The following is a 22,164-nucleotide window of genomic DNA, read 5'->3' as shown; positions in this document are numbered from 1 at the left end:
TATACGCAACCGGGTAATCCGCAGCAGAATGCCTATATTGAACGCTACAACAGAACTGTACGGCAGGAATGGCTGGAGCAGTATTTGTTTGAAAGCATTCAGGACGTGCAGGAGGTCGCAACACAATGGCTCTGGACATATAACCATGACAGACCCAACATGGGGAACAGCGGGCTAACCCCCGCCCAGAAACTAAAAACAGCTGCCTGAATTCTCATTCAATGCCCCACTAAAAATGGGGGGATTACCCAATTACTCGTGTCTCAGGCCAGCTTCGTCCTAGAGGGTAACAAAGACCCAACCAATTATCCTACTAATATGGCAGCTATTCTTGCAAAGCTTGTGGTAACCTGAAAAGACCAGTTCAGCACTCGTCAGAACTTTGAAGAGATATTCTTCTGATCCGGCCATTCCAACCCCCTACCCCCCACCTAACTCCGCACCACCCGCCGGGAAACACTCAGCACAGCGCCAAGCAGGGCAAAGGCGGTGGCCAGTTCAAGGCAATGCACAGCACCGCCGCTGCCTTGCGAGAGGCCGAAGACGAGGGCGACCAGTGCGGACCCCAGCGCCCAGCCCAGCGTGCGGGCCACGGCCATCATGCCGCTGGCTGCTCCGCTGCGGGTGGCGGGGCCAGAGGTCATGACGGTCAGGTTATTTGGCGTCTGGTAAAATCCAAACCCAATGCCGCACAGCGCCATGCGCCAGCCCACATTCCAAAAGGCCGGTTGTGCCGGCATCAGGCTGAGTGCGGCCAGTCCTATCGCCAAAATTGCCAGACCAACACTGCTTAAAACCGATGCAGGGTGCCGTGTTGCCAGTCGGCCCGCAAAAGGGGCCGCCACGGCAACAAGCACCGGCCATGGCGTCACCAGCAGGCCGGTTGTTACGGCAGAAAGATGCATAACCGTCTGGAACAAAAACGGCAGCGCGACATAGGCCAGAATTTGCGCGGCATACGCGCAGATGGAGGTCAGGATTGAGAGCGAGAACAGCGGAATAGCCAGCAGATCCAGCGGCAGCATGGGTGTCTTCAGCTTTTTCTGCTGCCTGTAAAGCAGAAGCGTGCAGAGGATACCGGCTCCGATTTCAAGCACCGCCAGCCCGGTTTCCTTCTGCCCCAGCGCATCAACGCCCAGAATCCCCAGCCCCAGAGCGCCCACGTTCAACAGCGCGCCCGCCCTGTCGAACGAGAGAGGGGCGCGCGGACTGGACGGAGCCACGCGCAGGAAAAGCACAACCGCCATCACGCCAATCGGCACGTTAATCAGGAACAGCCAGGGCCACGAGGCAACCGCCAGAACCGCTGCTGCCAGTGTCGGCCCAATGGCTGCGGAAATGGCAACCGCCAGCGCAATAATGGCAAACGCCTGATGCAGCATGGCGCGGGGGTAAACACTGCGCACCAGCGCGCCGCTGAGGGCTGCCATACACGCCGCCCCCAACCCCTGCACAACACGCGCACCAATCAAAGCGCCGAGTGAGCCGGACAGCGCGCAGGCGAGGGACGCTGCGGTAAACAGCGCCATCCCAAACCCGTAAACCCGTTTAAGCCCCAAAGAGTCCGCCAACGCCGCAGCCGGCAGCAGACTGACCGCAACCGCCAGATGATACACATTGACGACCCAGACCGTCAGCGTCTCGCTACACTGGAGGTCATGGGCAATGGTCGGGAGCGCGATATTGGCAATCGCCCCGTCCAGTCCCCCCAGAACAATGCCAAGCACGGCACACAGCATGACCAGACGGCGCTGCGTATCGGAAACAGGCGGAGTGGTCATAAAGGGTTCCAGTGTCCTGTGTGTAAAAAGCTGCCTTAATGTCTTACGGAGAAAATATCAAAATTCCGTCAGGTTTTAGCTCAACGTCTCAAAATGTCTCAGTATCCAGGAAACCTCATACACAAGTCCAAGACTGACAAACGCCATATGAAAGCGGCGATTAGCAGACACAATGGCAACGCCACACAGCACAAGGTAGACCGGAACCCGGAACCAGTATTCAGCCGAAAACAGGGCGTAATGCGCGGACCCTTTGAGCAGGGTATCAATCAGGTCAAAGACCACACTCAGGGCGAAAAATGAGAAAAACCACTTCCTTCTGGAAATAAAGAAGTCCTCATAGCCCGTATAATCGCTGATTGAATCCGGGAACAAAAACGCGCTGAGAAAAAACAGAATAATCGCGTAAATAATGAGGAACAGATAGATCTCGAATGTCCAGCTGTGCAGCGTAACCAGCCAGAACTCCCACCACCAGAAATGCATGAGCATGAGCAGCAGCGTCAGCACCCAGCCGATATGAACCGGATAGACCCGCGTTTGTCCGGGGTGCTGAATAATGCGCACCAGACCATTCAGCAGGCGCGCCACACTCAGGCCCACCACCATCCCCATGATGATGCGGACATGCTGAAAAATTTCCGGGGAGGGTAAAGGCGGCTGGGGCAAGAGGGCTGTCCTTCTGATGGGACGCTGATATGACCCGGAATGGTCCTCAGGCTTAGCAGTCTTGTCAATAAACATCGTCCGGCGCGCACAAAAAAGCGCGAACCCCGCAAGGTCCGCGCTCCTTTTAAAACCCAACTGGCAGAAGGTTTATTTCTGCACAGCCCAGCCCGTCTCACGCAGGCGGAAGGCCAGCACGATGGCCACCACAATGCCAATCACCAGCGGCAGGAAGGCCCGGTGGAAGACTTCCATGGAATCACCACCGCCACCCATCAGCGCGGATACCATGGGGGAGAGAATGCCCGTCGTGCCAAACACGAGGAAGTTCATCACACCCGCAGCCGTGCCTTTAACTTCCGGCGGGTTCACTTCCTTCATGGAAGAGAACGGGATCATCGCCGCACCGGAGGCAATGCCCATAATCAGCGCCACAGAGTAACGCGGCATCACACCAACCGGCACATACAGTGCGCACAGGGCAGCAGCCAGCAACACCAGAGCGCCACCAATCAGCACCGGTTTACGGCGGCCAATCTTGTCAGAAATCCAGCCCAGCAGCGGGCAGCCAATCACCCAGCCAATCGGCACCATGGAGATGTCGGAGGCCGCAAACGCCATGGAAACATGCTCGCCCTTGTTGAGCATGGAAGCCCCCCAGCCCAGCGCGCCAATGGTTGTGGGCACAAACAGCAGGCCGCCAATAATCCCGGCATACCAGCTCTGGGGGTTCCCGAAGATGGTCTTGAACGGCTTGAGCAGGTTTTCAGCAGACAGATGGCCGTGGTGGGCCGTGCTGTCCCCGGAATCCCGCGGCATGACAAGCCATGTCGCAATGGCCAGACAAACGCCAATCACCCCAAAGCCCAGCCACACTTTCTGCCAGGGCAGGTGGAAGGAGCCGGCAGGGTCAATCAGAATACGGGTGGGTTTGGAGCCAAACGCGGCCCCGGCCATACCAAGGCACTGCGTCAGCCCCACAAACAGGGCCAGCGTGCGCGCCGGCAGATACCGGGCTGCCACGTAGGAGGAGCCAACAAAGGCGCAAATGGCCCCCAGCGCCTGAATCACATACCCGCCAATCCCGGCGGGCATGCTGCCCTGTGCAAAAATCAGGCAGCCAACACTGGTTATGGCAATCCCCACCGGCATGGTGGCATGTGCGCCATAACGGTCCAGCAGCACGCCCACGGCCAGAGCGGCCAGTGCATAAACAATGTAGTAGGAGGCAATCATCAGGCCGAGGTGGCTGTTGCCCCAGGCCTGCGTCAGCTCATCCTGCATAATGCCCGGAGCAGAGCGGATGGCATACTGATAGAAATAGAACAGGGCGCAAAGAAACCACGCCAGCACATAAAGCGGTTGTATTTTTTGCGGCTGCGGGGCGGCGCTGGGTGTGTTGGAAGCCGACATTAACAGGTGCTTTTCAAAAAGGTGCAGGCCGCGCCCGTGCCTCGCAGGGGCACGGCCATGCAGGTTGACTTATTTTGCAGGCGGACGGCCGTTTGCCGTGGCCACATGGCGGCCCCAGGAAATCAGCTCGGACGTGCAGTCATCACGCGGAATCACGCATTCAATCAGGGTCGGGCCTTCCTTGTTTTCCAGCGCGACCTTCACTGCATCGGCCAGTTCACCCGCCGTTTTGGCGCGCAGACCTTTGCCTTTGCCATCTTCAGCATTGAAGGTGCTGATGATGCCTGCGTAATCCCAGTTCTTGATGTTGTTGTACGGACCATCATGAATTTCAACTTCGATGGTGTACCCGGCGTTGTTGATCAGGAAGATGATAACCGGCAGCTTGCGGCGGATCATCTGGGCCACTTCCTGCGCCGTCAGCTGGAAGGAGCCGTCACCCACCATCAGAATGGTGCGGCGTTCCGGGGCACCCACAGCGTAGCCAAAGGCTGCTGGCACAGACCAGCCAATGTGGCCCCACTGCATTTCCAGTTCCACACGGGCACCGCGCGGCAGCTTGGTGCGCATGACGTTGAACCAGCTGTCACCCGTCTCACCAACAATGGTGGTTTCCGGTGTCACCAGGCTCTGCAGCGTCTGCTGGATGTCCGCACGGGTCAGAACGTCATCACCCTTGCCGGTGGTTTCCACCATGCGTTCGGTATGCACACGCTTGTACTGGACCAGCGTGGAATCCTTCTTCGGCTTGTTCTTGAAGTACTCTGCCAGAGCTTCCAGCAGTTCCTTCAGGTGGATATTGTCGAAGGAGTAGCCGTGCAGCTTGGTGATGTTCTTGTCCAGAACAGCCACGTTCGGGCCCTGCGGCCATGCCGTCCAGCCTTCGGTGGAGTAATCGTTAAAGATGGGGGCCAGCGCAAGAATGCTGTCCGTCCAGTTAAAGATTTCATTCACACCCGGCGTGGAGGCGCTGCCCCAGAAGGTGCCGACGTAAGCGGGGTGGTCTTCAGGGAAGAAGCTCTTGGCCGCAGCCATAGTGGCCACAACACAGCCCAGCGCGTCAGCCAGCTTCACAGCGGCTTCTTCCGCACCAGCGGCGCGCAGACGGCTGCCAACCAGAATGGCGGGCTTTTCGTGCTTTTCAATGAAGTCCGCAACAGCTTTTACGGCAGCCTCCAGCGTTTCCTTGTTGGAGGCCGGGGCATCCAGAACGGCGCTGATGGGGCCGGGGGCTGCACAGGGCTGGGCAGAGACGTTACAGGCAATTTCAATATAAGCCGGTTTCTTCTCACGCAGCGCGGTGCGGATGGCGTGGTCGATTTTTTCCGGTGCGTCTTCAGCAGACGTAATGGACACTGCCGCACAGGTCAGCTTTTCAGCAATCTGCAACTGGTAGGAATAGTCCGTCGTGCCAATGGTGTGGTGCAGGATGTGCCCGCTGCCGTGGTCATTGGAGTTCGGGGCGCCGGAAATCAGAATAACCGGCAGGTTTTCCGCATAAGCGCCACCAATGGCGTTCAGTGCAGACAGAGCACCAACGCTAAAGGTCACAACTGCAGCACCTGCGCCGTTTGCACGGGCATAGCCTTCGGCAGAGAAACCGCAGTTCAGCTCGTTACAGCAGTAAACCTGCTCACAGTCCTTGTTCATCAGAAGCTGGTCGAGCAGTACAAGGTTATAATCCCCTGCCACTGCAAAGTGATGCTTCAGGCCAATCTGGGCAAGACGCTCAGCAAGATAAGTGCCAACTGTATAAGACATCGAGTTCTCTCTCCTTTGGCGAGTATTTTGCAATTCCAATTTACTGGAACGGCAAATATCGGAAGGTGACGTAAACTGTGTTGCCCGAAGTTGTCGGGTACACACTGTTGTTGCTGCCGTCATTGCCTCTGAAGGCAAACTTCCGGATATAGGTGTATTGCAGGCCCCCCATCACACTGCCGTAGCGGCCTTCAACGAAGTGCCACCAGCCACCGGCGGTGAGGGATGCGAGCGTACGGGTCTGGGCGTTACAGGTGCCGAATTCCACATCGCACCCGCCCAGATTGAGGTCATTCACACCGTAGCCATACTGGGCGCCATCTGCGCCAATGTATCGCTTGCGTCCGGCTGTCTCGATACCCCCGTAGGTGTAGAGCAGCACGGACGGGGTGGGATGCCCGATAAGACCAAGGGAGCCCATCAGCTCCGGCACGGGGGACAGAGCGCCCCGCGCATTGGGCGTGGTATCCGGGATCAGGCTCGGCCCGTAGCGGCCAATGCCTTCCCCTGCCAGAATGTTACCGGCCATCTGGAGTTTTTTGGTCCCCAGAGGCGTTGTCATGCCAGCGCCCACGCCACCGCCAAAGCTGGTGTGCTTTTTGGTGGTGGTCATGCCCGGTTCCACCGCAAGGGAGCGGAACCAGCGGGCCATGCCGAACACTTCATAATGCCCGAACGAGGTATCCGCAGCGCCTTTCAGAATAATGTCCGGCGCGGGGTTATAGCTATATTGCGTGTTCGGGTTCAGCAGCACGCCGCCTGCATTGGCATAATACACGCGCGCGCCCACCTTCTCTCCATAGGCGGCGGGCAGGGTGCTGCCGGAAGACAGGGCGGAAGAGAACCCAACAGTCGCCTGCGGATCTTCAATGGACAGGCCGAGCCAGTATTTCTCGTGCCAGTCCTTGCCAATGCGGATCTGCGGCACACGGGTAAAGGTAATACCGGGGATCTGATTGTTATCCGTCACGGCAGGCAGTTGTTCCTGGCGCGGCAGAATGCCCTTGGCGTAGTTGGTGGAAAGGCTCCACGCCTGACCCATCAGGATATGCAGGCCCCACTCCTTCTGCGTGAAGGTAAAGTAGCCCTGCCGCAGGCGCGGCGTGTACCCGCTGATCTGCACACTGTTTGTCGTGCCGCCAGCCCCGGCAAAGTCACTTTCCACATAAGCCTGCAAGCGGACGTCCTTGGACGGGTTCGCTTCCATCAACACAGACATACGGCTGAGCTGTGCGGACATCCGCTCTTCACTCAGCCCATGGTTGGGGCTGTTGGCGTAGGGGAAGTTGTTCCATGCCGTGGCGGGGCCACTGGTCATGTTGGAACTGCGCCAGATATTGGAGAAATCAATAAACCCGCCCAGCCGGACGGAAATGCCGCCAATGCTGAAAATGGGGGGCAGGCGGTCCACGTCCGTCTGGGTAATGGAGGACGGGCTGGACGAGGTCAGGTCGATAGCGGATTTGGACGGCTGGGCTTCCGGCTGCTGCGGCATCCACCGGAACCCGGCAAACCCGGAGCCACTGTTCAGGGTCGGGTTCTGACTGGCGCCAATTTCAATCGGCTGTGCCCCGCCGGAGAAGCGAATACCCGGATCAGCCGGACCATCTGTCCGCAGGCCGGAAAGCCCCTCAGAGAAACCACCATGCGTGCTCGCGGCGGTGCGCATCCCCCCAGAGGACGCATTCTTTGCACTGGCCGTCCGCACCCCAGTCGTAGTGCGGGCTGAGGCGACCTGACGCCCGCTTTGTCCGTGTTTGAGCGCCTGCCGATGCTCAATGGCTTCCACCTGTGCTGCCAGCTTGCGCATCTGCTCTTTAATGGCTGCGAGTTCCTGCGCATCATCCGCATGAGCGAGCGATGGGTCACTCAGAACACAGACAAGAGCCGTTCCGAGGAGAAGTCTGGTATCCAGTTTTCTGGTGTCGGTAGAACCCCGGAGCGCAGGCGCTTTCACACTAAATCCTCAGAAAATTATAAAACTTTGTTATAGATAAACTGGTTTTCTGTGAAATAGGTAGAAACCTCAATGATTCATATCAATATTACATAGTGTTAATTATATCAAAAAGAGTCTGACAATATTTCGTGAGATGAGATTTATAAAAAGCGAGTATATACCAAAAAACCTTAAAATAAACTTTATGATCTTCTGAGGCTTTGAAAACGCAGGGAAGAGAAAATTACTGGTCGTGTCAGGGGGCTTTTCGGGCCGATTTCTGGTTTGAAAGACGGCCTTAATTTATCAGAAAGTCTCATAAACCATCAAAAATCTGTCATGATTTTTCGGCAGGCGCGCAGGGCAGCCCTCCGGTCCGCAGCATGCAGAAGCGCAGGCCGCGTCATGGATTCTTAATTTTGAGACGAATGCGCCGGACTCGTTCCCACGCCGTCATACGCTCCGGCAACAGGCCTGAGTCAGCGGTTAATCCACTGCCTGCGGGCCGGGTTGCGCTGTTCCCATCCCCGGCGTTCCAGCTCCGGTGTGTCTGCCTGTTCTGCCGGATAGCCCACACACAGATAAGCCAGAAACTGCCAGTCCGGCGTAATGCAGAGCGTGCGGCTGGCGTCCTCCGGGTTCAGGATGGAGACCCACCCCAGCCCGACACCCTCCGCCGTGGCCGCCAGCCAGAAGGTGTGAATGGCCATGACGGCAGACCACACCGTGGTTTCCGGCATGGTGCCGCGCCCCAGCCCGCGCCCCTGTGCGGGGTTGGTGTCACAAAAGACGGCAATATGGTGCGGCGCATCATCCAGCCCGGCCAGCTTGAGCGTGGCGTAACGCTGTGCGTCATCACCGCTATGGCCCGTCAGGGCTTCCGCATTACAGCGGGCAAAGTTCTTCCGGATTTCAGCGCGACGTGCCGGGGCATCCACGCGTACAAAGCGCCAGGGCTCACTCAACCCCACGGAGGGGGCAAGGCAGGCGGTTTCCAGAAGGCGAGACAGCACGGCCTCGGGCACCGGGTCCGTGCGGAAATGGCGCACATCGCGCCGCCACGTAAAAAGCTGGTCCAGAGAGGCACGAAAAGCGGGGGAGAAGAGGGGGGCTGTCATGCCGGGATCATGAAGAGAAGTGCCCCCACCAGCAAGACCCCCACCAGAATAAGACAGGCGCGCCGATACAGCACCAGTCCCCGGTCCAGATCCGCCACGGTTGCCTCCGGCGTGCCGGCCCCCATCCACGCATCTTCCACGCGCACCCCTTTATAAAGGCGCGGCCCCGCCAGCCGCAGGCCTAACGCTCCCGCCATGGCGGCTTCCGGCCAGCCTGCGTTGGGGGACCGATGGCGCGGCGCATCCCGTCGCACTGCCGCGCGGGCTGCGGCCCGGTTCTCCGCCGGGGCGGCTAAGATCAGGCAGAGTGCCGCAACGCGGGAGGCAGGCAGATTCACCGCATCGTCCAGTTTGGCCGCCGCCCAGCCAAAAGCGGCATGGCGCGGGGTGAGGTGGCCAATCATGCTGTCCGCCGTATTGACCGCCTTGTAGAACACCGCCCCCGGCAGGCCGAACACCGCCGCCCACAGCAGGGGGGCCACAATGCCATCGGAGAAATTCTCGGCCAGACTTTCCAGCGCGGCCCGCACAATCCCGGCTTCATCCAGCGCGGCAGTATCCCGCCCGACAATCTGCGCCACAGCCTGCCGCCCTCCGGCCAGCCCGCCTTGCCGCAGGCCAGTTCCCACAGCCCGCACATGCGTCCATAACGATTTTTGCGCGACCAGCGTGCAGGTTGCGAGTGCCTGCACCCCCAGCATGACGGGGGCGGGCAGAAACCGATAGCCCAGATCCAGCACCGCCCCGGTCATCCAGAGCGGCACGCCCACAATCAGGATTAACGCCAGAACACCCATCCAGCGTCGCTTCCGCTCAGAAAATTCTGGCTGGTTGAGGGCGGTGTCCAGCTTGTCTATCAAGGCCCCAATCCACATCACCGGATGCCCGATAGCCGCCAGCAGGGCAGGGGGATAACCGCAAGCGGCTTCCAGAATGGCGGCAAGGGCTGCTACGGGGAGCGTGACGGAAAGAGGGAACACCATGCGGGTAGCAGACTCACTAAGCGGGCAGGCCGGAGCAGAACCGACCAAAAGCATGCAGGGAAGCCCGCAGACTACCACGCACGCCCCATCCGCTGCCATCCCTGAGTCAGCATCCGTGCCACCAGTGCGCGCTGCCTCACCCACGGTGCGCACTGCGCCATCCGTGCCGGTTTCTGCTCCCGCACCCTCGCCGCCAGAGGCTCTCCCATTCCCAGTCCACGGCGGGCAGGTCCGGGCCGTCATGGCGCATTTTTCGGAAGCACCCCGGCCTTATTATGATCTTTCCACTGGCATCAGCCCCTATACTTATCCCCTTCGGATGCCAGACCCGACCGTGCTGGCCCGCCTGCCGGAAGAAGACGAGGAAGCCGACCTTCAGGCCGCAGCCGCCTTCGCCTACGGGCTGAGCAGTCCCGACATGGTGGTGGCCGGGGCCGGGAGCCAAAGCCTGATTGCCCTGCTGCCGCGTCTGCTGCCCGCGCAGCGCGTGTGCCTGCTGGGGCCAACCTATTCCGGCCACGCGCAGGCATGGCGTTTGCAGGGCGTGCCCGTGCAACAGGTGACGGACCCCGCAGCACTGGAGCAGGCCGCTACCCAGCCCGGCACGGTCTGCGTGGTCTGTAACCCCAACAACCCCGATGGTCGCCTTCTCTCTGCTGACTGGCTGCACACACTGGCCAACACCTGCGCCGCGCACGGCACTGTTCTGATTGTGGATGAAGCCTTCGCGGATTTTGAGCAGGAAAGCGTAGCCCCCCTCCTGCCGCATCCAGCACTGGTCGTGCTGCGGTCCTTTGGGAAAACCTACGGCCTGCCCGGTGTGCGGCTGGGCTTTCTGCTCGCCAGCCCGGAAGTCGCCGCCCAAGCCCGCGCTGTGCTCGGGTCATGGCCGGTAGGGAGCCTCGGTCTGGCTGCCGGACGACAGGCTTTGCGAGACACCGCATGGCGCGCCACCGCCCGCACACAGGCCCGCGCAGCCCATACCCGCCTGACCAATCTTCTGGATGCCGCCGCCCTGCGCCACACCGGGCAGGCCAGCCTGTTCACGCTGGTGCTGCACCCAGACGCCCCGGCTCTCTGGCGACATTTCTGCACCTGCGGCCTCGTGACCCGCATTTTTGCAGATCAGCCGGGCCGCCTTCGCCTTGGTCTGCCAGCGTCAGACGCTGCATGGTCCCGGCTGGAAACCGCCTTGCAGGCATGGGCCACGCACTCCAGAGGCACGGCCCCATGACTGCGCCCCCCGCAACCCAAACCATCCGGCTTGTCTGCCTGACATCTACCCTGCCAGACGCCGTCAAACAGGGGCGCATCCCACCGCGCGAGGCCCAGACTGTGGCCCGCACCCCCGCCGGACCAGAGGGTTTCACCCTTCCGCAACTCCGCAAACCGCCGCGGTTCACACAGATCATTCTGGCCGGGGATTGCACCTGTGAGGGCCTGAGCAGCCCGCTTCCAGTCCCAGAACAGATTACCACCCCGGTAAACCTGTCCGCGCAATTCGCCGCACAGTCACCCGCTCCGCAGGCAGATGACGCCTCACAGAAGCCCCACTTTCCTGCGGAACTCCCCGTAATACGCCCCGCTAGCCTCCAAGACCGCAATTACGGCACATGGCACGGACAGGCCTTGCGCGACCTGCCACCAGACGCCCTGAACGGCTTGCTGCACGACCCGGATTTTGCCCCACCGGAGGGCGAGAGCCTCCGCCAGTTTCACGCCCGGATTGGCACGTGGCTTAACACTGTTTCACTGGGTAAAGAGGCAGACGCAGCCCCGGATACAGGTCCCCTTTCAAACGGCTCCCACAGCGGCCGTCAGCCCGGTAATCCCTCAGGCACACACGCACGCTTCCAGTCGCGCACACAGCCTGACACAAGCGCCCGCACGCTGCTGCTTATTGCCCGCCCCGCTGTCGTGCGCGCACTGGCCTCATGTATCCTGCAAGGCGGCCCGGATATGGCGACCCGGCTGGATATCGCCCCGCAAACCACCAGCCTCTTCACCCATCATGCGGGAAACTGGCGCCTGCGGATGCTGGGTGTGCCGTAAAACGGGCAGCGGGTGCGCGTTACCTGCGCCGTAAGGTTTTTGTGACAAGCGCTGTGCAGAGCTGCGCCAGTCCAAACATCACCAGAACATTGATCCAGAAATGGTCTCTGAGTTTAAAATGCTCAACAAGTGCAACGTCGAGAACGATAAAAATCAGCCCGGAAACACTCCATAGTGCAATCTTTTTTGTGGTGTCTGACATTGCTGCAATCCGTTTACTTTAAAATTCGTCGTTCAGGTTAGCAGACCCACTCTGATCCTGAGTCTTCCTGTCAAACTAGAGAGAAACAGATCATTTCGGAATAGAAAAATTCAAAGATAGTCATGCCCCCGCCGCACCCAATACAGAGGCGGCGGGGGCAAACGCGCATTTTACGGAATCAACCGCTCCGCCCGCATCCGCGTAAACAGGTCAAAAAACGCGGTGGGGGTGGCGCAATAATCGGTAAAGCCCGCCAGTCGGCTTTTGGTCATGTCCGTTACACATTCCACCGGGCGGCCCAGATCAGCATCCGTGTGCCAGGCCGAGGCCAGGTGTGTGATGTCAGGCTCCCGCAATCCATGCTTCTTGCTCAGGCTGGCCCAGAGTTCTCCATCCTGCGCCAGCTTCGGGGTGAGGGGGGAGGCCTCTTCCGGGTAGGGTGCGGCCTCCAGCCCGAACCATGCAGCCAGTTGCGGCCACAGCCATTTCCAGCGGATCACGTCGCCATTGACGATATTAAACGCCTCATTCCGCCCCGCCGCACTGGTGGAGGCCCACACAAGGTGCCGGGCAAGCTGGCGGGCATCGGTCAGATCTGTCAGACCGTGCCACTGCATGGGGGAGCCGGGGAACACAAACGGACGGCCCGTTTCTTTGCAAAGGGAGGCATAAACCGCCAGCGTCGAACCCATATTCATGGCATTGCCCACGGCATAACCAATCACGGTATGCGGGCGATGCACGCTCCATGAAAATCCGTGCTGTTGCGCCGCTTCATACAGCGCGTCTTCCTGATCGTAATAGAAGTTTTCCAGCGGCAGGCGTGGCATGTCCTCGCGGAAGGGTGTCTGCGGCGGGGTGCCGCTGGCGTAGGCTTCAAACGGACCGAGATAATGCTTCAGGCCCGTGGTCAGCGCCGCGTGCTCCACAGCGTCCGGTGCGGGCAGGGCGTGAAACAGATTGCGCACCATGGCGCTGTTCACGCGGCAGTTTTCAGCTTCCGTCGCATGCCGCAACCATGAGCAGAAAAACACATGTGTGGGCCGCAGCCCGGCCAGCGCCGCCGAGAGCGCCTCCGGGTTGAGCAAATCGACCGCCACCGGCAAGACCCCCGCGCTCTCCATGCGCGGCCTGCGGGCCAGCCCGTAAACCACCCAGCCATCCGCCACCAGCCGCGCGGAGAGATTTTGCCCGACAATACCCGTCGCACCCACAACAAGAGCTATTCTGGACATCAGATTTTCCTTTCCGGTTTATCCTCTGTCCTGCACTCTGCGCTTCTGGTTTTTCATGCGCCAGACGGCACTATTTCGTGCCCTGGTTACCAAAAGGTGCCCACACCATGCCTTCTTCGCTACCGTCGGTTTATCGTCAGGCCCCGTTTGTGGAAGATTGCGCGCCGCGCCGCGTGCTGCGTCTGTTCAGCGGAAAATGGACCACCATGATCCTGCATACGCTGCATCTGCTGGGGGACGCATCACGACCGGGCAAACTCCAGCGGAGTGTGCCGGGCCTGTCCAAAAAAATGATGACCCAGACGTTGCGTGAGCTGGAACAGTCCGGCCTCGTCAGCCGCCATGTTCAGCAGATCATGCCGCCCAGCGTGGAGTATCGCCTGACACCCGCAGGCCTGATTTTTATTGAACCAATAGAAATGCTCTACGCATGGGCCATTGACCACGCTGCGGAGCTGGACGCTCTGACCGCAAAGCAGGCATCAGGCGCACGCCCTGCGGAGCATGCGCCCGAGCAGAGCGTTACTTTTTAGAGGTTTTGAACCGGTAAAGCGCCAGAACCATCAGCACCTGCATACCCGCCACGGCCCCATCCAGCAGCCCTTTATCAAGGTCGCTTATGGGCAGGTTTGCCACATACAGTATCGCCAGAGGCATGAACATGATGGGAAACAGCAGCATGTTCTGGAAAGACGACTTTTTCACAGCCTTTGCTTTGTACCGTGCAGGCATTGTCCAATCCCTTTTCTGCAAACGACTCACTCACAAATCGCAATGAAAACGCTCGCACACCCTGCCGCCCGGCGCAAGACTCTTCGTGCTGGGGCACGTCTGACAGGGGTCACGGAGCGCGCTGATACACCACAACCGCAGTTTGCGGACCCTGATGGCGGTAAACTTCCCGGTAATCCTGTGTCAGCGTCTGGAACAGGTGGGCGCGGATGCTCAGGTTTTCACCCGCCCAGGCCGGGGCCTGCGTCACAACATAGCGGGGCTTTTGTGCCAGAACATGGTCCAGTTCCGCAGAGGGGTTCATCCCGGTCGAGTGGATTTCCGCCTGCTCATTGAAATGGCCGGGGAAGGGGTGGTTTGTCAGGCCGCACCAGTGTGAGGTGTCATACAAAATGGGCGGCCCTTCATACACAAACAGGCAGCCTTTAGGGTCCGGCATAACAGCCAGATAGGCCTGATAGGTCCGCATATTGCCATTCTCAAGACGGTGCTTGTGCAGACGCTTCTGCGCGGTGACGGTCTGCACAGCCAGCACAAGCACCAGCCAGAACCGGCCCGCTTTCCGGTTCCACAAAGGGCTGCTGATGACGGCAAGTGGTGCAAAAAGTGGCAGCGCATAATGGAAATACCAGCCGCCAAATACCCCCACACCGCAGCAGGCGGCCACCGCCCACAAGCTGAGAAACTGTCGCTGGGCCTGCCCCGGCGCATGGCGGAACAACCAGACCGCAACAGCGCCCCCGGCAAGCAGCGGGGCAATGGCTTTGAGCAGTCTTATTCTCAGAGCGGCCGTTTCGGCTGGCGGCATCGCGGCACGCAGAAAAATGGAATCCACATTGGCAAAAAACCAGTCATGCGCATGGCCGATGACGGCGTAAAACAGGAAAACTGCCGCCGTGGGCAGGACTGCCGGGAGCACCCAAAGGGCGGCATCCGCACACAGGCCGCGCCGTGTCTGCCCATGGCGCGCCGCATACCAGAGCAGGTAAAGCCCCAGAAAACAGCCTTCAAACACCGTGGTGTATTTGATCTGCATGGACAGGCCAAACAGCCCCATGGCCAGCATGCCGACCCGGCGCACCTGCCGGGGGCCATCTGGTGCCAGTACCACTTTGAACAGAACCAGCGCCATGGCGGCCGCCACAAGCAGCGTATAGAAAACCGGCGTCTGCCCGCCTTCACCCCCGCACAGGGTGAGGCCGGTACAATACAGCATGGCCGCCACCACTGCGCCGCCGCGCGATGTCAGGGTGCGGGCCATTTTGTAGAGCAAAAGGCTGGTGCCCCACACCGCCAGTGCCGCACCTATTTGATAGGCCAGCACACGATACGGCCCAAAAAGATGAAAACCCGCGTAAAGCACAAATAAAAGCGCAGGCTTTCTGTCCCAGAAGGCGAGATAGGGCAGATCCCCGTGTAAAATCCGACCTCCGCCAAAGAGGTAGAATTCTTCATCAATATTAAGGAGAGGATTTCCGAATGTCTGAAAACGCGAGGCAACCGTAAAGAGCAGAAGCAGGACGGCAGGCATAAAACGGTGGTGGAAAAGCGTTTTAAAAAAGGGAGCGCGCAGAGACATAGAGATCCGAAGGGGCTTTTGCCTGAATGGTTTTCCAGCCCGCCGGGCCAGCAGAAGGAAACATACAAGGTTTCTTTGCTGGCCTCTGTAAAATGAAATTTAAAATTTCTGAGCGCGGCCTATCAGCACGGGTGTGGCAAGGGCACCAAAAATCAGCCCCATGCTACCCCAGAGCACAGCCTGCATGCCAAGCGCAGACTCCCGAAAGCGCCAGAGCACCACAGCGGGAAATCCGTCCGGCACCTCATTCACATCCGGCAGACCAAACTGCACAAGGGCGACCAGCAGGACAAACACTGCCCCACCACACAGCCACCCGGTCCACGCATCCCGCATCTGCGCAACCTTCTGGCCAATCAGACAGGCAATGGCGGCTACGCAAATGGACAGCGCAATCATCACAAAATAGGTTTCCGTGCGCAGTGCCAGCGTAGCGGGGTTGCCCACAGCGGGTGGGTTAGGCGGATATTTCAGGTCCGGCACCAGCACCACGGTCACAAACCCCGCCACGGCCAGCAAAAGCGCCAGCACGCGAGGGGACTGGAAAGACAGCCGCCCATAGGCAAAGGAAAACACCAGCGCAAACAACCCGCCAAAGCCCGCGCCATACAGCACCGTGGCTGTGGCCAGACCGTAACTGGCCTGCACAGAGCGGCTGATCATCTCGTGTTCGGGTGCCGCGCCTTCAGCCGCACTGCGGGCGGCTTCAAACGCAATGGCCAGCGCCACCTGTGGTTCGCCAAAAAAACGGGCAAACACAAAGGCGAGCGCCGCCGCAAGGCACCCGGCAATCATGCCGCGTGCCAGCAAACGTCCAGCAATCATCAGGAAAAATCCCTGCTCTTTAGTGGCAGGGGAAGCCCAGCAGATGGCGGCCATCATGCACAAACTCATGCACTTCATGGCCGGAAATCAGGGAGACAGCACCCTGTTCCGCGCCCACAAAATACAGCATCAGTACAGACAGCAGCAGGCCAAACACCGCCCAGGGCAGCAGAGCGCCAACGGGAATGGCAACAGGTGCGGGCGCCGCAATGGCCCGTGCGCGGGAGGAAGAGGGGTGCATCATCAAACAGGCTCCGCTGGTAAAAACGCGTTCCGCGGTGGAAAAAACGACGCTGAGGGTCTGACTTCCCGCTCTAAAAAAGCGGATTACAGTGGCGCGACCGTGCCGGACTCTCACCAGCTTCCTCAGATCAGCCTGTAGTCTGAACGGCCCCTCCGCCCCTGTCAATTCATACAAAAGCAGGTGGGACCTCTGGAGTCAGAACAGCGCGGTGAAACCCGCCAGCACCAGACACTCGGTGAACACCGCAGCCGCCCCCAGCACATCGCCCGTATAACCGCCCAGCAACCGCCGCGCGGCCATGCCCACCAGCCCACAGGCCGCAAGGGCTATCGCCACAGCGGAGAGGCTTACCAGCACCGTCATCTCTCCCGCCAACGCCACAACGCTCACCCCCCCCAGAGCCAGCCCGATCCAGAGCGGCCCACGCGGCAGGGGGTTGAGCGAGCGGGCCAGACCATCAGGCCGGGCAGGGGGCAGGCAGGCGGGTAACACCAGCAGCACCGCCCGCGCCAGACACGCGGAGACGGCCAGCGCCAGCACAGCCACCCCAGCGGGAAGCGCTGCCACAGCCGAGGCCCGCACTAACAGACTCAGGCACAGCGCCATGACGCCGTAACTGCCAATCCGGCTGTCCCGCATAATTTCCAGCCGACGCTCCCGCGTGGCCCCGCCACAGCCGTCGGCCATGTCGGCCAGTCCGTCTTCATGCAGGCCGCCGGTCAGCACACACTGGAACGCCAGCGCAAGCCCCGCCGCCGGCAACGCCGCCACATGGCTCAGCCGCAGCAGCCAGAAGACTGCCCCGACGACCGCCCCAATCGCCGCGCCAATCAGCGGCCAGCACCAGATGGAACGGCCCATCGGCCACAGCGCCGTGCTGGCGCGTTGCGCGGGGGAGAGCAGCCAGCCCACGGGCAGGCGCGTCAGTAAACTCAGCCCGCAGGCCAGATCCAGCCGCAGCCGCGCACCAAAGGACTCAGCCGGGGCGGGGGTGTTCATGTGCGGCCCGAAACCGCAGCCTGCGCAAACGTCGCCATGCCATTATGGCAGGCCACCGCTGCCCGCAGCAGAGGCACCGCGAGTGCTGCGCCCGACGCTTCCCCCAGCCGCAAACCAAGGTCCAGCAACGGCACCAGCTCCAGCTTTTCCGCCAGCCGCGCATGGCCCGCTTCCGCAGAACAATGGGAGAGGCGCGTATGGTCCAGCCCGCCTGCTGCCAGCCGCGCCAGTGGAGCGACTGCCGCCGTGCAAACAAATCCATCCAGCAGCACCGGAATGCCGTAATGCCGCGCCGCCAGCGTCGCCCCCAGCAAGGCCGCGAGTTCATACCCGCCCAGTCTGCGGGCTATTTCCAGCGGGTCAAATACGGCCACGGCCTCAGCGGCACCCTGTGCCGCCGTCATTTCCGCCTTATGATGCGCCAGAGCGGCATCAATCACCCGCGCCTTGTGCGCCACCCCCGGAGCATCCAGCCCCGTGCCACGCCCGGCCCAGTCTGCCCCGGCACCTCCAAACAGCGCCGCCGCCAGTGCTGAAGCCGCTGTGGTGTTGCCAATGCCCATTTCCCCCAGACACAGCAGGTCACAGTCACGCGGCACGGCGTCATACCCCGTCCGTACAGCCTCCAGAAACGCGGCTTCTGTCATGGCCGGAGCCGTGGTGAAATCTGCCGTGGAGGCCAGCCCCAGCACCGGCACCACCCGCAACCGGGCGTCTGCCACGCGGGCAAGCTGATTGATAGCCGCCCCGCCGCTTTCAAAATTCTGGACCATCTGGGCCGTCACATCCTGCGGCCAGGGCGAAACCCCTTGCCGCACCACGCCATGATTGCCCGCAAAAATCAGGATCTGCACCTGCTCAAGCTGAGGCCGCGCCCGCTTCTGCCAGCCGCCGAGCCAGCGCGTCAGCTCTTCCAACCGCCCCAGACTGCCGGCTGGTTTGGTCAGCTCGGCCTCGCGGTCGGCAATCTGCCGCTGCGCCGCAGCATCGACCCCCGGCAACGCCGTACAGGCAGCCCGCAGGGCAGAGAGGGAGTCAATCGACCGTTTCGGATCGTGGAGTATGCTCGTTTTCATGGGCCGCATGGATACAATCTAAAGACCCGACATCATAACCCTGTTTTTCGAACGCTCCATCCAGCATGGGGTATGGAAACGAGCGGGAGACCTCTTTCCTTCCCGCTCTTCAGGCCTTCATGACACCGAGAGACTGAATTTCGGCCTCAAACTCTGTCTTCATGGCCGCTTTTTCCGCGTCCGAAAGCCACGAGGCCTCAACCGTCCGCAGAGACATCGCCGCGACCTCTTCCACACTCAGGGACAGACTACGCGCCATCGTCACGTACGTCGTGCCAATATCCGTCCCGAACATCGGCGGGTCGTCCGTACAGGGAACCAGAAACAGTCCCGCCTCATGCATCGCTTTCAGCGTTTCTGCCCGCTTTTCCATGCGCTGCGGCACACAGGTATGGGAGCAGACCGTAAACGGCACCCCGCGGTCCCTGCACCGGCATGTCAGAACCGGGTCCGCCAGCATATTATAGCCGTGATCAATCCGGTCACAGCCCAGAACATCAAGGCAGGTTTCGACATTGCGCGGGGGTGCCTGTGCCAGCGTCTGATTGTCCTCACAGGCATGCGCCGTGCAGCGCAGACCGGCGGAGCGGGCCAGAGCATAGGCATCCTTAAACAACTCCGGCGGGCCTTTGAATTCGGCACAGTCCATGCCGATCCCGATAACCTCCTCCCGCCGATGGGCGAGCACGTCCCGCACCATCGCTATCGCGACCTCCGGCCCGAGTTCGCGATTAATGGCAGGGATCAGGCGGCCGGTAATGCCGAAGTCTTCTTTTGCCTGTCGAAGACCATCAATAAACCCGTCCACCATGGTCTCGTAACGGACCCCGTGCGGGTAATGGTAATTCGGACTAAAGAAAAACTCGGCGTAGCGCAGGTTGCCTTTCCGATACCCGTCCGCAAGCGCCTCGTAAGACACACGCGCAAAATCATCCCGTGTGATCATGCACCGGCCTATGACCTCAAGCCGCGCAAGAAAATCGTAGAAATCCGTAAACGCATAGAACTTGTCTGGGTCCGTCACCGGCAGAGGGACACTGTTCTTCGCCGCAAGAGCGAAAACGGTTTCCGCACTCAGTGAGCCTGCCAGATGGCAGTGCAGGTCAATTTTCGGAATGGCTCTTATAAGAGTGTCAAGGCTCATAACAGATCTTTCTTAGTGTGAACGCCCACCGCACCCCGACCACGCCACAGAGGACAAAACACGATGGCGCAGTTGGCCAGCAGTCCGATCAGCCCCGGATTAACACCGCCAAGAGAGGCCCCGGACGCAAATAACGCGATCGCCAGGGCCGCCCCCGAAAAAAGTCCCAGCCCCGCAATCCGGGCAGAAGCCGGCCAGCCCGTCAGAATCAGGAACCACAAAGACGCAAACTGAATCCCGACATAACCGCTGACATTCAAAGCCGTTAGCATGATTGCAGGCGCATGCGCCGTGGCAACCAGTGCCAGCACAAGAAACAGGATAACCGCCAGATTAATGGCCCGTTTGGGGTGCCGACGCCCCAGTTTAGGTGCAATGTTTCGCGTCATCATCGCCGCGATATTGAGAGACGTGGCCGCCAGAACCTGCAACCCGGCCAGCAATGCGCCCGCGGCTGCCAGCGCCACCATCCACGGCGGGAGCAACACGCCCGCGACATGGAAAAACACGGCGTTCGGGTTTGATAAGGGCGGAAGAAACCGCAAGGCAAAAATCGTCGCAAACACGGCAAACGGATACATCAACATATAAAGCGGCATGAAAATCATGGCTTTGCGCACAGCCTGTGCCGAACGTGCCGTAAACAAATAGGGGGTAACGGATGGCTGAAAATAAAACCCAATGCCCTGATAAAGGATTGTGGTGATGGCAAAGACAAGACTGCTGCCAGAAGGGGGCGCAAGCGTCGGCCTGACGATGTCCGCATGGCCGCCCGAGAGTTTATACTGCATGCAGATCGCCCCGACGCCGACAGCGGCGATGCCAAACAGCATCAAAACATCCTTGAGGAATGCGACGTAAGTCGAAGCCCGCACGCCGCCCAGTGCCACATAGGCGAATGCGATCACAGCACACCCCGCCAGACCCGCAGCCGGTGTTGCGGAAAATCCCATTGTATCCAGAACGGAGCGCAGCCCAATAAACTGAAACTGTCCCCACGGAACCAGAGCGATCACGCAGGCCCACGCCGTCAGCCGCTCGAACGCAACACTTTTAAAATGCCGTCCGAAAACCTCGGGGAGAGTGCACGCATCATACTGTTTTGCCCGTTGCCAGATGGCAGGGCCGACAAAATACCCAACCGGAAAGGCCAGAAGCAGATAGCCCAGAAACCAGTATCCGTAGCTCACGCCATGCCCATAAAGCCCGGCAGGAAACGCAACGATCGAGCCAATACTGTAAATCTCACCCACAGTGAGAATAAACAGCATGGGCGCAGGCAATGCCCGGTCTGCCACCAGCAGCGTTTCGACTGACATATGCCGGGACCGCACGCGCGCAAGCCACGCTGCACCGAGCGACAGAAGCAGGACGCAGGCGACAATAACCCCGGTCATCGCAGTCTCTCACAAAGCCACAGACACAACGATGTCAGCGGGAACCACGCAAAGAGCCAGACAAAAACAATGGGAATCCCAAACACTGAAAACGGCAGACAACTGAGAAACGGTGCGACAAGAACAATCGCAATGCATGGAATGCCAAAACCGAGCGCCACGGCCCGCCTGTTCGGGAAAGTGGTTATCACGGCTTCTTCTTTCTGGTCTGAGCGGAGCGCCGGGTCTCATTCAGCACCAGTTCCATCGCCCAGCCGATGGCTGCCCCAATCTCCTTCGCATCCATGTCAAACTCTTCTCGTAGCGTCAGCCAGGATTGAACATTGTCCAGACAGGCCAGAACGGCTTCCGCCCGCACTCGGTCTGGGGCAGGGATGCCGGGTGTGTCAGTCCATAAGAGGCTCCGCCTCCGGGAAGCCAGTTCATTCCGGAACGTGCTGCGCATGGAGCGCCCAACGCGCGTGAGTGCAAGAATGCGGGCAAGATCCGGACGACTATCGAACTTCCCGACCGCGACCTGAAACCCTTTTACAACACCCTCCGGGTCACCCTGTGACGCCAGCCCGAAGACCTCTGTATTCAGCCAGTCCGCCGTTGCCGCAAGCAGAGCATCGCGTGACGGAAAGTAACGATACACCGTCCGCAGCGAGACACCCGCCTTTTTAGCAAGAGCAGAGGTCGCAATAGTGCTGTCCTCGCTCTCTTCAAGCAGAGCAATGAAAGCCTCAATAATACGTTGCCGGGTCTGGGCTGCATATTCGTCGCGGAGCATGTGGAGGGTTCGAAAAACCCCTTGGCTCTGAGTTGTTCTGTGTGATTCCATTTTTTTGGCGTTGATTGGGGATGGAGGAAGATGAAGCAATCTGGTTTCTTTGATGTTGAAGAGCGTCTTGCTCGGCTGAGCGGGCTTGGCGATCAACTGGAGGCCTTTTCCCGGACTGTGGATTTTGAGGTGTTCCGCCCTGATCTGGAGCTGGCTCTGGCCTATTCAGACGGAAGTAAAGGCGGACGTCCGCCG

The 22,164-nt window shown here is 60.1% G+C and carries 22 protein-coding genes, 1 pseudogene and 1 riboswitch; of the genes and pseudogenes, 5 read left to right on the top strand and 18 right to left on the bottom strand.

Annotated features, from left to right (window positions below; translation table 11 throughout):
* Positions 1 to 210 (top strand): integrase core domain-containing protein (locus KP703_RS13785; RefSeq protein WP_215755358.1); only part of this gene is annotated, 210 nt, incomplete at its 5' end.
* Between the two features lie 221 nt (positions 211 to 431).
* Here KP703_RS13785 and KP703_RS13780 read toward each other — a convergent pair.
* The 7 genes from KP703_RS13780 to cbiB form a co-directional block, all read right to left on the bottom strand.
* Positions 432 to 1,781, bottom strand: a complete 1,350-nt coding sequence (locus tag KP703_RS13780; protein WP_215755357.1) for an MFS transporter — start codon at positions 1,779 to 1,781, stop codon at positions 432 to 434.
* Between the two features lie 75 nt (positions 1,782 to 1,856).
* Positions 1,857 to 2,450 carry a hypothetical protein gene (locus tag KP703_RS13775; RefSeq protein ID WP_156470147.1) on the bottom strand — a complete coding sequence of 198 codons (594 nt, stop codon included), beginning with the start codon at positions 2,448 to 2,450 and terminating at the stop codon, positions 1,857 to 1,859.
* Positions 2,451 to 2,597: 147 nt separating this feature from the next.
* Positions 2,598 to 3,860 (bottom strand): MFS transporter, encoded by a 1,263-nt coding sequence (locus KP703_RS13770; protein ID WP_252354098.1) that lies wholly within the window; start codon positions 3,858 to 3,860, stop codon positions 2,598 to 2,600.
* Between the two features lie 69 nt (positions 3,861 to 3,929).
* A complete protein-coding gene (locus KP703_RS13765) occupies positions 3,930 to 5,621 on the bottom strand; it encodes an alpha-keto acid decarboxylase family protein (RefSeq protein ID WP_215755356.1) in 1,692 nt (563 codons plus the stop codon).
* A gap of 40 nt (positions 5,622 to 5,661) precedes the next feature.
* Entirely contained in the window at positions 5,662 to 7,536 is a 1,875-nt protein-coding gene (locus KP703_RS13760; protein ID WP_215755362.1) for a hypothetical protein, read from the bottom strand.
* Between the two features lie 503 nt (positions 7,537 to 8,039).
* Positions 8,040 to 8,678 carry a 5,6-dimethylbenzimidazole synthase gene (gene bluB, locus KP703_RS13755; RefSeq protein WP_215755355.1) on the bottom strand — a complete coding sequence of 213 codons (639 nt, stop codon included), beginning with the start codon at positions 8,676 to 8,678 and terminating at the stop codon, positions 8,040 to 8,042.
* Positions 8,675 to 9,661, bottom strand: coding sequence for an adenosylcobinamide-phosphate synthase CbiB (cbiB, locus tag KP703_RS13750; protein ID WP_215755354.1), 987 nt, complete (start codon positions 9,659 to 9,661; stop codon positions 8,675 to 8,677). The genes bluB and cbiB overlap by 4 nt, the downstream gene beginning before the upstream one ends.
* A gap of 241 nt (positions 9,662 to 9,902) precedes the next feature.
* Here cbiB and cobD point away from each other — a divergent pair, with 241 nt between their 5' ends.
* Together cobD and KP703_RS13740 are read left to right on the top strand one after the other, a co-directional pair.
* Complete coding sequence (gene cobD / locus KP703_RS13745) at positions 9,903 to 10,895, top strand: threonine-phosphate decarboxylase CobD (RefSeq protein ID WP_252354097.1); 993 nt, start codon at positions 9,903 to 9,905, stop codon at positions 10,893 to 10,895.
* Positions 10,892 to 11,713 carry a histidine phosphatase family protein gene (locus KP703_RS13740; protein ID WP_215755353.1) on the top strand — a complete coding sequence of 274 codons (822 nt, stop codon included), beginning with the start codon at positions 10,892 to 10,894 and terminating at the stop codon, positions 11,711 to 11,713. The genes cobD and KP703_RS13740 overlap by 4 nt, the downstream gene beginning before the upstream one ends.
* A 19-nt stretch (positions 11,714 to 11,732) precedes the next feature.
* On the opposite strand, the gene KP703_RS13735 is transcribed toward KP703_RS13740, so the two are convergent.
* Both KP703_RS13735 and KP703_RS13730 read right to left on the bottom strand, forming a co-directional pair.
* The gene (locus KP703_RS13735; RefSeq protein WP_063907046.1) at positions 11,733 to 11,915 is read right to left on the bottom strand and encodes a hypothetical protein; all 183 of its coding nucleotides are present in this window, start codon (positions 11,913 to 11,915) and stop codon (positions 11,733 to 11,735) included.
* 170 nt (positions 11,916 to 12,085) lie between these two features.
* Positions 12,086 to 13,150 (bottom strand): SDR family oxidoreductase, encoded by a 1,065-nt coding sequence (locus tag KP703_RS13730; RefSeq protein WP_215755352.1) that lies wholly within the window; start codon positions 13,148 to 13,150, stop codon positions 12,086 to 12,088.
* Positions 13,151 to 13,257: 107 nt separating this feature from the next.
* On the opposite strand from KP703_RS13730, the gene KP703_RS13725 reads away from it, so the two are divergent.
* Complete coding sequence (locus tag KP703_RS13725) at positions 13,258 to 13,683, top strand: helix-turn-helix domain-containing protein (RefSeq protein WP_062144107.1); 426 nt, start codon at positions 13,258 to 13,260, stop codon at positions 13,681 to 13,683.
* Here KP703_RS13725 and KP703_RS13720 read toward each other — a convergent pair.
* The 9 genes from KP703_RS13720 to KP703_RS13675 all read right to left on the bottom strand — a co-directional run bounded on the left by KP703_RS13720 (position 13,673) and on the right by KP703_RS13675 (position 21,918).
* Positions 13,673 to 13,882 (bottom strand): hypothetical protein, encoded by a 210-nt coding sequence (locus tag KP703_RS13720; RefSeq protein ID WP_062249636.1) that lies wholly within the window; start codon positions 13,880 to 13,882, stop codon positions 13,673 to 13,675. The two genes, KP703_RS13725 and KP703_RS13720, sit on opposite strands and share 11 nt — an antisense overlap.
* 109 nt (positions 13,883 to 13,991) lie before the next feature.
* The gene (locus KP703_RS13715; protein WP_252354096.1) at positions 13,992 to 15,461 is read right to left on the bottom strand and encodes a glycosyltransferase family 39 protein; all 1,470 of its coding nucleotides are present in this window, start codon (positions 15,459 to 15,461) and stop codon (positions 13,992 to 13,994) included.
* 99 nt (positions 15,462 to 15,560) lie between these two features.
* The gene (locus tag KP703_RS13710) at positions 15,561 to 16,283 is read right to left on the bottom strand and encodes a CbtA family protein (protein ID WP_215755359.1); all 723 of its coding nucleotides are present in this window, start codon (positions 16,281 to 16,283) and stop codon (positions 15,561 to 15,563) included.
* 22 nt (positions 16,284 to 16,305) lie between these two features.
* Positions 16,306 to 16,530 carry a CbtB domain-containing protein gene (locus KP703_RS13705; protein WP_043549773.1) on the bottom strand — a complete coding sequence of 75 codons (225 nt, stop codon included), beginning with the start codon at positions 16,528 to 16,530 and terminating at the stop codon, positions 16,306 to 16,308.
* Between the two features lie 34 nt (positions 16,531 to 16,564).
* Positions 16,565 to 16,700, bottom strand: a riboswitch (cobalamin riboswitch).
* A 25-nt stretch (positions 16,701 to 16,725) separates the two neighbouring features.
* Entirely contained in the window at positions 16,726 to 17,529 is an 804-nt protein-coding gene (gene cobS / locus KP703_RS13700; RefSeq protein ID WP_215755351.1) for an adenosylcobinamide-GDP ribazoletransferase, read from the bottom strand.
* The gene (gene cobT / locus KP703_RS13695; RefSeq protein ID WP_215755350.1) at positions 17,526 to 18,605 is read right to left on the bottom strand and encodes a nicotinate-nucleotide--dimethylbenzimidazole phosphoribosyltransferase; all 1,080 of its coding nucleotides are present in this window, start codon (positions 18,603 to 18,605) and stop codon (positions 17,526 to 17,528) included. The genes cobS and cobT overlap by 4 nt, the downstream gene beginning before the upstream one ends.
* Before the next feature lie 109 nt (positions 18,606 to 18,714).
* Positions 18,715 to 19,749 carry an adenosine deaminase gene (gene add, locus KP703_RS13690; RefSeq protein WP_215755349.1) on the bottom strand — a complete coding sequence of 345 codons (1,035 nt, stop codon included), beginning with the start codon at positions 19,747 to 19,749 and terminating at the stop codon, positions 18,715 to 18,717.
* A complete protein-coding gene (locus KP703_RS13685) occupies positions 19,746 to 21,146 on the bottom strand; it encodes a sodium:solute symporter (protein ID WP_215755348.1) in 1,401 nt (466 codons plus the stop codon). Before KP703_RS13685 ends, add begins: the two co-directional genes overlap by 4 nt.
* A gap of 187 nt (positions 21,147 to 21,333) precedes the next feature.
* A complete protein-coding gene (locus KP703_RS13675; RefSeq protein WP_215755346.1) occupies positions 21,334 to 21,918 on the bottom strand; it encodes a TetR/AcrR family transcriptional regulator in 585 nt (194 codons plus the stop codon).
* A gap of 81 nt (positions 21,919 to 21,999) precedes the next feature.
* Between KP703_RS13675 and KP703_RS13670 the strand changes: the two are divergent.
* Positions 22,000 to 22,164: pseudogene (locus KP703_RS13670) on the top strand (IS5/IS1182 family transposase); the annotation flags it as partial.

The organism is Acetobacter sp. P5B1, from assembly GCF_018811985.1.
Classification (GTDB): domain Bacteria; phylum Pseudomonadota; class Alphaproteobacteria; order Acetobacterales; family Acetobacteraceae; genus Acetobacter; species Acetobacter cerevisiae.
Note: the sequence above shows the minus strand (reverse complement) of the source record. Positions and strands in the feature narration are given on the sequence as shown.